At 68.5% G+C, this 12,662-nt stretch carries 10 protein-coding genes and 2 tRNA genes; 8 read left to right on the top strand and 4 right to left on the bottom strand.

Annotated features, from left to right (window positions below):
* Window positions 1–87: 87 nt before the first annotated feature.
* From MNQ95_RS11870 to MNQ95_RS11845, 6 genes are all read left to right on the top strand, one after another.
* Entirely contained in the window at window positions 88–1,488 is a 1,401-nt protein-coding gene (locus MNQ95_RS11870; protein WP_162410672.1) for a PhoH family protein, read from the top strand.
* A gap of 103 nt (window positions 1,489–1,591) precedes the next feature.
* Window positions 1,592–1,771: a hypothetical protein gene (locus MNQ95_RS11865; protein ID WP_241952993.1), complete on the top strand. Its 180-nt coding sequence runs from the start codon at window positions 1,592–1,594 to the stop codon at window positions 1,769–1,771.
* A 17-nt stretch (window positions 1,772–1,788) separates the two neighbouring features.
* Window positions 1,789–2,496, top strand: a complete 708-nt coding sequence (locus MNQ95_RS11860; protein WP_162410673.1) for a YoaK family protein — start codon at window positions 1,789–1,791, stop codon at window positions 2,494–2,496.
* A gap of 51 nt (window positions 2,497–2,547) precedes the next feature.
* Complete coding sequence (gene thiD, locus MNQ95_RS11855; RefSeq protein WP_241952992.1) at window positions 2,548–3,369, top strand: bifunctional hydroxymethylpyrimidine kinase/phosphomethylpyrimidine kinase; 822 nt, start codon at window positions 2,548–2,550, stop codon at window positions 3,367–3,369.
* On the top strand, window positions 3,366–4,205 hold the full coding sequence (locus tag MNQ95_RS11850) for an alpha/beta hydrolase family protein (RefSeq protein WP_241952991.1): 840 nt from the start codon (window positions 3,366–3,368) through the stop codon (window positions 4,203–4,205). The genes thiD and MNQ95_RS11850 overlap by 4 nt, the downstream gene beginning before the upstream one ends.
* A gap of 75 nt (window positions 4,206–4,280) precedes the next feature.
* Window positions 4,281–4,357: transfer RNA gene (locus MNQ95_RS11845), tRNA-Arg, on the top strand.
* Between the two features lie 111 nt (window positions 4,358–4,468).
* Here MNQ95_RS11845 and MNQ95_RS11840 read toward each other — a convergent pair.
* Entirely contained in the window at window positions 4,469–5,029 is a 561-nt protein-coding gene (locus tag MNQ95_RS11840) for a DUF4136 domain-containing protein (RefSeq protein WP_162410676.1), read from the bottom strand.
* A gap of 461 nt (window positions 5,030–5,490) precedes the next feature.
* On the opposite strand from MNQ95_RS11840, the gene MNQ95_RS11835 reads away from it, so the two are divergent.
* Together MNQ95_RS11835 and MNQ95_RS11830 are read left to right on the top strand one after the other, a co-directional pair.
* Window positions 5,491–7,962 carry a hypothetical protein gene (locus MNQ95_RS11835; protein WP_241952990.1) on the top strand — a complete coding sequence of 824 codons (2,472 nt, stop codon included), beginning with the start codon at window positions 5,491–5,493 and terminating at the stop codon, window positions 7,960–7,962.
* A 32-nt stretch (window positions 7,963–7,994) separates the two neighbouring features.
* The gene (locus tag MNQ95_RS11830; RefSeq protein WP_241952989.1) at window positions 7,995–9,206 is read left to right on the top strand and encodes a BamA/TamA family outer membrane protein; all 1,212 of its coding nucleotides are present in this window, start codon (window positions 7,995–7,997) and stop codon (window positions 9,204–9,206) included.
* A gap of 183 nt (window positions 9,207–9,389) precedes the next feature.
* Here the strand turns inward: MNQ95_RS11830 and MNQ95_RS11825 are convergent.
* From MNQ95_RS11825 to alaS, 3 genes are all read right to left on the bottom strand, one after another.
* Window positions 9,390–9,482 (bottom strand) — tRNA-Ser (locus MNQ95_RS11825).
* Between the two features lie 79 nt (window positions 9,483–9,561).
* Window positions 9,562–9,768, bottom strand: coding sequence for a carbon storage regulator CsrA (gene csrA / locus MNQ95_RS11820; protein WP_241952988.1), 207 nt, complete (start codon window positions 9,766–9,768; stop codon window positions 9,562–9,564).
* 178 nt (window positions 9,769–9,946) lie between these two features.
* The gene (gene alaS, locus MNQ95_RS11815) at window positions 9,947–12,589 is read right to left on the bottom strand and encodes an alanine--tRNA ligase (protein WP_241952987.1); all 2,643 of its coding nucleotides are present in this window, start codon (window positions 12,587–12,589) and stop codon (window positions 9,947–9,949) included.
* Window positions 12,590–12,662: the final 73 nt, after the last annotated feature.

The following is a 12,662-nucleotide window of genomic DNA, read 5'->3' as shown; positions in this document are numbered from 1 at the left end:
TCGCCCCTGTCCGGCGCATGCGCAGGTCCGGCATGCGTCGCCCCGTCATCCACTTCGACGCCACGCCCCACCCACCAGGAAGCCACGATGACACGAGGCAAGCGCATCTACGTGCTGGATACCAACGTGCTGATGCACGATCCGACCGCGCTGTTCAAGTTCGAGGAGCACGACGTCTACCTGCCGATGCAGGTCATCGAGGAGCTGGACAACGCCAAGAAGGGCACGTCCGAAGCCAGCCGCAACGCGCGCCAGGTCAGCCGTTTCCTCAACGAGCTCGTGCAGGCCTCGGGCCTGGACAACCTCGAGGACGGCATCCCGCTGGCGCAGCCGCAGGGCGTGCAGTTGCGCGGCCGGCAGAGCGTCGGCCTGCTGCGTTTCCAGACCAGCCATTTCGAAGCCGGCAAGAGCTTCGGCGCGGTGATCCCGGACAACGCGATCCTGGGCGCGATCCTGGCGCTCAAGGAGCAGACCCCGGCCGACATCCCGGTGGTGTTCGTCTCCAAGGACATCAACCTGCGGATCAAGGCGGCCATCGCCGGGATCGTGTCGGAGGATTACGAGAACGACCGCGCGCTGGACGATTTCAGCCTGCTGTTCACCGGCGCGACCGAACTGCCCGAGGATTTCTGGGAGCGCCACCGCGACGACCTGCGCTCGTGGTCGGACAAGGGCCGCACCAGCTACGAGGTCGCACCGCGCGAGGACGAGGACTGGCATCCGAACCAGTACCTGTACCTGCCGGGCGAGGACGAAGTCGAACTGCGCGTGGCGAAGATCGATGGCGGCAAGGCCACCCTGGCGCTGGTCGACGACTTCCGCGGCGGCCAGCACGCGGTGTGGGGCATCACCGCGCGCAACCGCGAGCAGAACTTCGCGCTCAATGCGCTGATGGATCCGGACATCGACTTCGTCACCCTGCTCGGCACCGCCGGCACCGGCAAGACCCTGCTGGCGCTCGCCGCCGGCCTGGCCCAGACCATGGACCAGCAGCGCTACCGCGAGATCATCATGACCCGCGCCACGGTGAGCGTCGGCGAGGATATCGGCTTCCTGCCCGGCACCGAGGAAGAAAAGATGACCCCGTGGATGGGCGCGCTGACCGACAACCTGGAAGTGCTCACCCACAACCAGGAAGGCGGTGCCTGGGGCCGGGCGGCGACCAACGACCTGCTCGCCTCGCGGATCAAGATCCGCTCGATGAACTTCATGCGCGGCCGCACCTTCCTCTCCCGCTACCTGATCCTGGACGAGGCGCAGAACCTCACCCCCAAGCAGATGAAGACCCTGATCACGCGCGCCGGCCCCGGCACCAAGATCGTGTGCCTGGGCAACGTGGAGCAGATCGACACCCCGTACCTGACCGAGACCACCTCTGGCCTGACCTACGCGGTGGATCGCTTCAAGAACTGGCCGCACAGCGCGCACATCACCCTGCGCCGCGGCGAGCGTTCGCGCCTGGCCGACTTCGCTTCGGAAGTACTTTGATCGCGCCCGCCGCGCCCCCCGGGGGCGCGGCAACCCCGCTCCGGATTCCATGCCGACAATGACTTTTCCAGTTCCCGGCGAATACCCGAAATGCCAATCGCGGATGAAGGCCGGCTACCTGCTGGATCGCGGCTCCCACGGGCGCTTCGTAGCCGCATGGCCTGAAGGCGAACCGCGCCGATCATTCTGGAGCGGGCTGAAACCGTCGGGCACGTTGAACGAGACGCGCACCTGGCGCCGCACCGACTGCGGTTACCTGGAGTCCTACGCGCCCGTCTCCTGACGGGCGCGGCCACGACCATGGGCCTGCAACTGCCACGCTGGGTCTGGATCGGCGCGGTCACGCTGGCGTGCATTGCCGGCATGGTCAACGTGATCGGCTACCTCGGCTTCGAGCACCAGGCGGTCAGCCACCTCACCGGCACGACCAGCCTGCTCGGCGCGGCGCTGGCCGAGGGCAACTGGCGTGCGGCCGGACACGTGTGGGGCGTGCTGATCGCGTTCTGCCTGGGGGCGACGGTGAGCGGACTGGTCATCCAGGACGGCACGCTGCGGCTGGGTCGCCGTTATGGCGTCGTCCTCGCCCTCGAATCGCTGTTGCTGGCCGCAGCGGTGCCGCTGTTCGTGCGCGAGCAGGTGCTCGGCGCGTGGCTGGCGGCGATGGCCTGCGGCCTGCAGAACGCGATGGTCACCACCTATAGCGGTGCGGCGGTGCGGACCACCCACCTGAGCGGCATGTTCACCGACCTGGGCATCGGCCTGGGCCATCTGCTCCGCGGCCTGCCTTTGCCGGTGCGACGGCTCACGCTCAGCGGGCTGATCATCAGCGGCTTCCTGGGCGGCGGCATCCTTGGCGCCTGGCTGTTCCGCCACCTGCAGTACCACGCGCTGCTGATCCCCTCCGCACTCACCGGACTGACCGGGATCGGCTACGTCGCCTACCGGCAGGTAACACTGATGCGGCAGCGCCGACCTGACGAGACGCGCCCCCCGCCCTCACCGGATTGAGCGGACGCCGGTAGCGGGCGCGCCGGTGGAGGGCCGGTGCACAATACCGGCATGACCGATCCACGATCCGACGCCAGGCCCGTCTCCGTCCTGACCATCGCAGGCTCCGACTCCGGCGGCGGCGCCGGCATCCAGGCCGACCTCAAGACCTTCGCCGCGCATGGCGTGCATGGACTCTCGGTGCTGGCGGCGCTGACCGCGCAGCACACCCGCGGAGTGACCGCGGTCCACGTGCCGCCGCCAGAGTTCCTCGACGCGCAGATCGAAGCCTGCTTCGAGGATTTCCGCATCGGTGCGGTCAAGCTCGGCATGCTCGCCAGCGCGACGGTCATCGACACCGTCGCCCGCGCGCTCGAACGGCACCGCCCCGCGCACGTGGTGGTCGACCCGGTGATGGTCGCCACCAGTGGCGCGCGCCTGCTGGAAGCCGACGCACTGGATGCGCTGCGCCAGCGCCTGCTGCCGCTGGCCACCGTGGTCACCCCGAACCTGCCGGAAGCGGAACTGCTGCTGGGCTGGCGCATCGACGACCTCGACGCGATGTCGCAGGCTGCCTCGGCGCTGCGTGCCCTGGGCGCGCCGGCGGTACTCCTCAAGGGTGGGCACCTGGCCGGCCCGGGCGAAGTGGTCGACATCCTGGCCGATGCACAGGGCGAGCAGCGCACCGCGCACCCGCGCCTGCGGGTCGATGCGCATGGAACCGGCTGCACGCTGGCCTCGGCCGTCGCTGCGAACCTCGCGCGCGGCCTGTCCCTGCGCGATGCCTGCACGGCCGCGGCGGACTACGTGCACGCCGCGTTGCGCTCGGGGTATCGCCCCGGCCTGGGCGAGGTGCTGGTGCTGGATCATTTCGCGGCGATGCCCGGCCGATGAGCATCGACCCTCTGGAAACATCGGTCGCAGCAGACGACGGCCATCGCTGGACGCTGCTGGCCCGGCTCCCCGCGCAACCGAAGGCCCGGTTGCTGTGGCTGCCGGCGCTGGGCGTGGCCGCCCGCCACTACCTGCCCTTCGCCGAGGCGCTGGCTACGCGGGGCATCGCCGTGCACCTGCACGAATGGCGGGGCAACGGCAGCAGTTCGCTGCGCCCTTCGCGCACGCAGGACTGGGGCTATCGCGAACTGCTGGAGCTGGACCTGCCCGCCAGCCTCGCCACGTTGCGCGGTGACGTACCGGTGCTGCTGGGCGGTCACAGCCTCGGCGGACAACTGGCCTGCTGCCTGGCCGGCCAGCATCCGGAGTCCTTCGCCGGCTTGTGGCTGGTCGCCTCCGGCACTCCTTACTGGCGCAGCTTCCCGGCGCCGCGCGGCTGGGTGCTGCCGCTCGTGTACCGCTTCCTGCCCTGGCTGGCGCAGCGACAGGGCGTACTGCACGGCCGCAGGCTCGGCTTCGGTGGTACCGAGGCGCGTGGCCTGATCAAGGACTGGGCCCGGGTCGGGCTGGTCAACCGCTATGCCGCAGCCGGCATGGGTGCGGACCTGGAAGCGGACATGGCGCGCTTCACCGGACCGGTGCGCGGCATCGTCCTGCGTGCCGACTGGCTCGCGCCGCGCTCGTCGCTTCAGGCCCTGCTGGCCAAGTTGCGCCATGCCCCGGCCACGGTCGCGGAGCTGGATCGCCACGCCCTGCAGGCCCCGGCCGATCACTTCAGCTGGATGAAGCAGCCGGCCGCCGTGGCTGCGGCCTTGGCCTCTCCATCACCCGCGTGATCGCGCCCCGAACTTTCGATCACACAAATGATTGACGGCCGCCCGAAGGGCCATCATAATTCCGCGTCTTGAAATGCGCCCGTAGCTCAGCTGGATAGAGTACCTGGCTACGAACCAGGCGGTCGGGAGTTCGAATCTCTCCGGGCGCACCATTTCAGAGGACCGGCGACTTGTCGCCGGTCCTTTTTTTTGCCCGCGATTCCTGCCCGGGTCCCGCATTCCCGACCAGGCCGCTTTCGCGGCACGGGCCGGGAACGTATCGGTTACTTCTTCGCCGGCACGCTGCCCGGCGGGAAAGCCGAGAACATCTCGGCGATGCCCGCGCGCAACAGCTTGTCGCCCTTGGCCGGATCATCGGGCACCGTATCGCTGGCCGTGCCGCGCCAGATCGCCTGCTTGGTCTTGACGTCGAACAGGTCCACGACCAGCGTGCCTACGGTATAGGTGCGCACGCGCGTGGTGGCGCTGCTCATGCCCATGCCACCGCCATACCAGCCCGGGCCCCAGCCCCAGCCACCGTACATCGGGCCGGAGTACATGGTGTCCAGGCTCTGCTGCTGCTGCGTGGCCACGTGCGCCACCACGGCCACGTCGCCGTTGGGCGATTCCTTCCAGCCCTTGGCGGCGAGCTGCGCGTTGACGTATTCCACGATCCGCTGCGAAGCCAGCGGCGGGACGCCCTGCTGGTCCGGCTTGTTGAGCCAGGTGTAGGTGCGGTACCCGCTGAAGTTCGCGGTCGGATCAGCGTCGGTATGCACGGTCGGGGTGCTGGCGCAGCCGGCCAGCATCAGGATTATGGCTGCGATGACTAAGAGACCTTTCATGTCACTCCTCCTTTGGGTCTGCTGCTGGCCTTGCATCCGGCGGAGCGCGGGCGGCCTGCCGCGCCTCTGGTCGTAATCAGGTTCTTGCGGAAAAGGAGCGCCGGTTTCGTCCGTTTCTCCTCAGGCAGCCATGACCTGCAGCCCTCGGTCGATTCGCATCATCGTCTACTCGCGGAACGATGCCGCGACGCCATCGTCACGCCGCGCAGCACCCTGGATGGAATCTACGGGAATGGGCGCAGTGGCGCCGCCTCCGCCCATCTGGATCGTATTTCGCCGCCACTACCTCACATATAGGCCCAAGGCCCAATGCGGACCCCCGGTATAGCTGGAGATGATGCGTGAATGCATCCATCCGTGGGATGGCGCGCAGGGCAACGGTGCTTCGCGCCGCAAGCCGAGCACCCGCCCTGCCTGCGGAGTCCCACCACAACCAGCTGCGTGTACTGCGGGAGATAAGCATGGGTCGTACCTCCACCCTCGTGGCCAGCTTCCTGCTGGCCGTCATTTCCCTGCCCGCCTGGGGTGCCGCACCGACCTCGATCGATGCGCGGCCCTTCCCGCGCCAGTACAGCGCATCCAGCACGCCCTTCACCGTCTACCAGCCGCAGATGGAAAGCTGGGAAGGCAACCGGCTCAAGGGCCGCTTCGCCGTATCGGTGAAGACCGGCGTGGAGACCGGTGCCGACGGCAAGACGGTCGACAGCCTGGACTACGGCGTGGTCTGGTTCAGCGCGCTCACCGAGGTCGACAAGGAGGCCCGCGAGGTCACCCTGCGCAAGGCCACCTTCGATCGCGCCACCTTCCCGACCGCGATCGCCAGCCAGGACAAGTACCTGGGCCTGGTGCGCAGCGTGGTCCGCGACGGCGCCACGTTCACCATCGACCTGGACCAGCTCGAGGCCGCGCTTGCCGTGAGCCAGGCGGAGAAGAAACCGGCCTCGCTGCCGGTGAAGAACGTGCCGCCCGAGATCATGATCGCCTTCAAGCCCTCGCAGCTGATCTTCGTCGACGGCAAGCCCGCGCTCAGGCCGGCCTCGATGGAGGGCGTGCAGCGGGTCATCAACAGCCGATCGCTGCTGCTGCAGAAGGATGGACGCTACTACACCCGCCTCGCCGGACGCTGGGCCGCGGCCACGGCACTCGAAGGCCCCTGGACCCGGCTCGACAAGGTCGACAAGACGCTGCAGGCCGCGGCCGACCAGGCCGTCGGCGCGCAGCTGGTGGATACGCTGGACGATCCGCCGGAATCGATGCAGGAGCTGCTGGCCGCCGGTGGCTTCCCCGACATCCTCGTCCGCACCGGGCCGACCGAGCTGATCGTGGTCGACGGCGATCCGCAGTTCGCGCCGATCCCGGGCACCGCGCTGAGCTACATCGCCAACAGCCGTGCCGACGTGATCATCAATGGCGCCAAGGACAACGCGTGGTACGTGCTGGTGTCCGGACGCTGGTTCACCGCGGCATCCAGCCGTGGCCCCTGGCAGCACGTCGCGCCCGACAAGCTGCCGGTGGATTTCGCAAAGATCCCGCCGGACAGCCCGAAGGGCAGCGTGCTGGCTTCGATCGCCGGAACTCCCGAGGCGTTCGAGTCGCTGATCGCCAACAGCATTCCGCAGACGGCCACGGTCAACCGCAGCAAGGCGAAGCTGGAGGTGATGTACGACGGCGAGCCGAAGTTCGAAGCCATCGGCGGCACCCGCCTGCAGTACGCAGCCAACACGCCGGTGCCGGTGATCCTGGTGCCGGGTGGAGCGTTCTATGCGGTCGACAAGGGCGTCTGGTTCACCGGCCCGACCGCGACCGGCCCGTGGAGCGTGGCGCAGAGCGTGCCCTCGGAAATCTATTCCATCCCGACCAGCTCGCCGCTGCACTACGTGACCTACGTGCGCATCTACGGCGGCGAAGACGACGATGTCTACGTCGGCTACACGCCCGGCTATTACGGCACCGTGGCCAGCAGTGGCGTGGTCGTCTACGGCACCGGCTACTACTGCGACCCGTGGATCTACACCTACTGGTACGGCTGCCCGGCCACCTATGGCATGGGCGTGTACTTCGGCTGGAGCAGCTATGCGGGCTGGAGCTTCGGCTTCGGTTGGGGCTATTACCCCTGGTACCCGTGGTGGGGGCCGTGGTGGGGTTATCCCGGAGGCTGGTGGGGCGGTGCCGGCGCCTGGAATTTCTACGGGCGCTGGGGCAATGCCGTGGTCGCCGGCACCGGCGCGGCCTGGGCCAATCCGTACACCGGGAACGTCGGGCGCGGCTACCGCGGCGGCTACTACAACGAACGGACCGGCGGACGTGGCGTCGGCCGCGGCTACGTCAATACCAACGCCTATACCGGCACCACCAGCGCCGGTGCACAGGGCGTGCGCTACAACCCGGAGACCGGTCGCGTGGTCGGCGGCACGGGCGGCGCGGCCTACAACCCCTATACCGGCCAGTCGGCCGCCGGCGGCACGCGCACGGTGGTCAACACCGGGACCGGGCGCACCACCGAAATGGCTGGAGGCAAGGTGTCGGGCCCGGAGGGCGCGGCGGGCGGCGGCGCGATCAACAGCGACGGCCAGCGGGTCGACGTCAGCGGCGCCGGCGGCTACCGCTACAACACCGACACCGGCGAGTTCGACCGCGGCGGCGTGGCCAGGATCAACGACGACGTCTATGCCGGCAAGGACGGCAACGTCTACCACTACAAGGACGGCGAATGGCAGGAAGTGGGTCGACCCGAACAGCACCGAGGCAACCTCGACGGACAGACACGCAACGACCTGTCCCGCGACCGCTCGGCGCGAGAGGGTGGCTACCAGCGCTCGAACAGCGGCAGCGTGCAGAGGCCCGCCGGTGGCTACTCGCGCCCGGCGGGTGGTTATTCGCGGCCCGCGGGCGGATTCTCGCGGCCCATGGGCGGCGGCGGACGCCGTCGATGAGCAGGCCTGGACCGATGCGATAGGACCCAGGCATGACCGCGCGGTGGTTGATGCCATGGGTCGCGCTGGCCAGCGGTGCGCTGGCGGCGGACCTGCACGCAGCCGCGCGCGCCGGCGAAGGCGTACCGGCCGAAGCGACGCAGGCACCGGGTGCGGAACCTGCCGTGGCAGCGTCGACTTTCCGCGACCCGGATGATGGCCACTTCGACATGTCGAAGTGGCTGCTTGATCGCCATGGCTTCCTGCCCGTGCCAATCATCATCACCGACCCCGCACTCGGCTATGGCGGCGGGATGGTGTTCGCTTTCTTCCATCGCCCCAAGGGCAGCGCATCCACGCGTACCGCCTCCGATGGCAGCACCCAGATGATCGCGCCCAACATCATCGGGGCGCTGGTGATGAAGACGGAAAACGGCAGCAAGGCATACGGCGGTGGCGGCATGCTCCACTTCCGCGACGACACCTGGCGCTACAAGGGTGGCGTGGCCGACGCAGACTTCAACATCGACTTCTATACGAGCGGACGCCTGCTGCCCGAGACGCAGGTGGCGGTCAACCTCACCGGCCTGGGCTCGATGCAGCAGGTCTCGCGGCGGATCGGCGACCGCGAGCTGTTCCTTTCCGCGCAGTGGATCTATACCGACCTCGATCCGCGGCTGCAGGATCCGGGGCAACGCCCGCTGTTCGACGACGTGGATTTCGAACAGGTCAATTCGGGCCTGGGCCTGTCCCTGGAATACGACAGCCGCGACAACCCGTTCACCCCCTCGCGCGGCTACCTGCTGATGGCCCAGGGCAACGCCTACCTGCCGGAGATCGGCAGCGACCTCACGTTCCAGACCTATCGGGCGCATGGCTATGGCTACTGGCCGGTCGGCGCGCACCTGGTGCTGGGCGGACGTGCCGACTTCCGGCATGCCGATGGCGACGTTCCGTTCTACCGCCTGCCCTACATCGACCTGCGCGGCATCGCCTCGGCGCGCTACCAGGACGACACGACCGGCGTCCTGGAGTCGGAGCTGCGCTGGAACGTGACTCCGCGCTGGGCCGGCATCGGCTTCCTCGGCGCGGGCCGTGCCTGGGGCGCGCGTGCCGGCTTCGATGAAGCCACCACCGCCGTCAGCAAGGGCCTGGGCGTGCGCTACCTGGTGGCGCGACAGCTGGGCCTGTACATGGGTGCGGACTACGCTTGGGGACCGGAGGACCGGACGATGATCGTGCAGTTCGGAGGCGCCTGGCGCTGAGGTGCGGCGCGCGCCCGGAGAGCGTCGGATGGCGGAATGGAACGGGTTGCCGCGGCAGCTGCGGTGGCCTGCCGGCAGGCGCTGCATCGCGAGGGCACGGGTCGCGAATCCGCCGGGATTTTCTCCCGGGACTGCCGTTCTCCAGGCCACAAAAAAACCCCCTTCCGGGGGTCTTTTCGCATCTGGCGGAGTGAGAGGGATTCGAACCCTCGATAGAGCTTTTGACCCTATACTCCCTTAGCAGGGGAGCCCCTTCGGCCTCTCGGGCATCACTCCGTGGGCCCGCATCGCGCCACTGCGCTTGCGGGACGCGAAAGGATACCGTCTGGGCCGTTTCGCGGCAAACGTTTTCCGGTCAGGTCGCCGGATCGGCTTCGTCAGCAGCGTTTACAGGGCCTTCGCCACGCTGGATCCGCTGGTAGATCTCCTCGCGGTGCACGGCCACGTCCTTGGGCGCGGTAATGCCGATGCGCACCTGGTTGCCCTTTACCCCGAGTACGGTGACGGTGATCGAGTCACCGATCATCAGGGTTTCGCCTACGCGGCGGGTCAGAATCAGCATTGTCTATCTCCATGGCGCCGGCATGCCTTCGCCGGCCCGCAGGGCCTCCGGAGGGAGGCCTCGCGCGTCCACTACAGCAGCGTACAGAAGGGTTGAACAGCCCCGGATCGTACTGCCCCCGCCAGCGGGCCGGCAAGGGCCGGTAAAACGGTGTCAGGATCGCGGGGGTGCGCCGGCATCACTGCAGGCGCTGGCCCACCCAGGACGCGACTTCTTCAAGGGCGAGGGCAAGGGCGGGCCCGTCCTCGCCACCACCCTGGGCGAGATCCGGGCGACCGCCGCCCTTGCCACCAATACGACCGGCGACATGGGCCAGAAGTTCGCCCGCCTTGACCCGGCCCGTTGCGGCGCCATTCACCCCCGCGACCAGGGCGGCCTTGCCGTCCTGCGCACCCGCTAGCAGGACGACGGTATCGCCAAGCTGCTGCTTGAGCCGATCCACGGTTTCGCGCAGACCCTTCGCGTCGATGCCTTCCAGGCGCGCGGCCAGGACCTTGATCCCGCCGACATCCACCGCGGCCGAGGCCAGGTCGGCGGCCGCACTGCTGGCAGCCTTGGCCTTGAACGATTCGATCTCGCGCTCGAGCTTGCGGATGCGGTCGGCCAGCGAGCGGGCCTTGTCGACCACGTCGCCGCGGCTGCCACCAAGCACCGAAGCGGCCTCGTCCAGGCTGCGGCCTTCGGCGGCCACGTGGTCCAGCGCGCCCTGCCCGGTCACCGCCTCGATCCGGCGCACGCCGGCGGAGACGCCGCCTTCGGACACGATCTTGAACAGGCCGATGTCGCCGGTGCGGCCCACATGCGTGCCGCCGCACAGCTCGACCGAGTCACCCATCGTCACCACGCGCACGCGCTCGCCGTACTTCTCCCCGAACAGCGCCATCGCGCCGGCGTCGAGCGCGGACTGGATGTCCATCTGCTTGATCACGACCGCATGGTTGGCGCGCACCTCGTCGTTGACCTGGCGTTCGATCTGTGCCAGCTCACCGCTTGCGATCGGCTGGAAATGCGAGAAATCGAAGCGCAGGCGATCGGGCGCGACCAGCGAACCCTTCTGCGCCACGTGCGTGCCCAGCAGGCCACGCAGCGCGCCGTGCAGCAGGTGGGTCGCCGAATGGTTGAGCACGATGGTCGAACGGCGTCCGGCATCGACTTCGCCCGAAAGCACATCGCCGACCTTCAGCGCGCCCTGCGCGACGCGCCCGACGTGGCCGTGGAACTGGCCGGAGAATTTCTGCGTGTCGGCGACATCGAAACGCACGCCGGCGCCGGTCAATTCACCGGTATCGCCGACTTGGCCGCCGGATTCGGCGTAGAACGGCGTGCGGTCGGTCAACACGATGGCCTCGTCGCCCGCGGCGACGGACTCCACCGGCCGGCCGTCGCGCAGCAACGCGACGACCTTGAGGTCGCCGGCCTGCAGTTCGTCGTGACCGAGGAACGCGGTCGGCTGCAGCGTGGCCACCAGGTCGGCCGGCAGCTGCACGCCACCACCGAACTTGCCCGCCGCGCGCGCGGTTTTGCGCTGCTGCTCCATCGCCACGTCGAAACCCGCGTTGTCCACCACCAGCCCACGCTCGCGCGCGATGTCGGCGGTCAGGTCCAGCGGGAATCCGTAGGTGTCGTACAGGCGGAACGCATCGATGCCCGGGATCACCCCGTCAGTCACGCGAGCGGCCACGTCCTCGAAGATCTTCATGCCGGCGTCGAGCGTCTCGGCGAAGCGCTCTTCCTCGGCCTTGAGCGCGCGTTCGACCAGGTCGCGCGCGGCCGGCAGTTCCGGATATGCATCGCCCATCTGCGCCGACAGGGTGCCGACCAGCTTGTGGAAGAACGGCTGGCGCACGCCGAGCATCCAGCCATGGCGCAACGCGCGGCGGATGATCCGGCGCAGCACGTAGCCGCGACCTTCGTTCGAGGGAAGCACGCCGTCGACGATCAGGAACGCGCTGGCGCGGATATGGTCGGCGATCACGCGCAGCGACTTGTTCTCCAGGTCCGCACCGGTCAGCTCGGCGGCCTGGCGGATCAGCGCCTGGAACAGGTCGATCTCGTAATTGGAATGCACGTGCTGCAGGATCGCGGCCAGGCGCTCCAGGCCCATGCCGGTATCCACGCACGGCGCCGGCAGCGGGATCAGCGTGCCGTCGGGCTGGCGGTCGAACTGCATGAACACCAGGTTCCAGATTTCGATGTAGCGGTCGCCATCCTCGTCCGGCGAACCGGGCGGGCCGCCGGCGATGTGCGCGCCATGGTCGAAGAAGATCTCGGTGCACGGACCGCAGGGGCCGGTGTCGGCCATCTGCCAGAAGTTGTCCGAGGCGAACGGCGCGCCCTTGTTGTCGCCGATGCGCACGATGCGCTCTTCCGGCACGCCGACCATGTCGCGCCACAGCGCGTAGGCCTCGTCGTCGTTGTGGTAGACGGTGACCAGAAGGCGCTCGGCCGGCAGCTTCCACACCCCGGTCAGCAGCTCCCAGGCCCAGGCGATGGCGTCCTTCTTGAAGTAGTCGCCGAACGACCAGTTGCCCAGCATCTCGAAGAAGGTGTGGTGGCGCGCGGTGTAACCGACCGAGTCCAGGTCGTTGTGCTTGCCGCCGGCGCGCAGGCAGCGCTGGACGTCGGCCGCGCGCACGTAGCTGCGCTTCTCCGCGCCGAGGAACACGTCCTTGAACTGGACCATGCCCGAGTTGGTGAACAGCAGGGTCGGGTCGTTGCCCGGCACCAGCGGGGCCGAGGGCACGATGGTGTGGCCCTTGCCCTGGAAGAATTCGAGGAAATCGCTGCGGATGCGGGCGGTGGTGTACGGAGTGGAGGTCATCTGGCTTTCGCTGGCGGACAGGTCCGGGCCGGGGGACACGCCAAGGCGGCCCGGCGGGACGGGATTTTCGACG

This window comes from Pseudoxanthomonas daejeonensis (assembly GCF_022637495.1).
Lineage (GTDB): Bacteria > Pseudomonadota > Gammaproteobacteria > Xanthomonadales > Xanthomonadaceae > Pseudoxanthomonas > Pseudoxanthomonas daejeonensis.
This window is presented reverse-complemented; position numbering and strand designations above follow the sequence as displayed.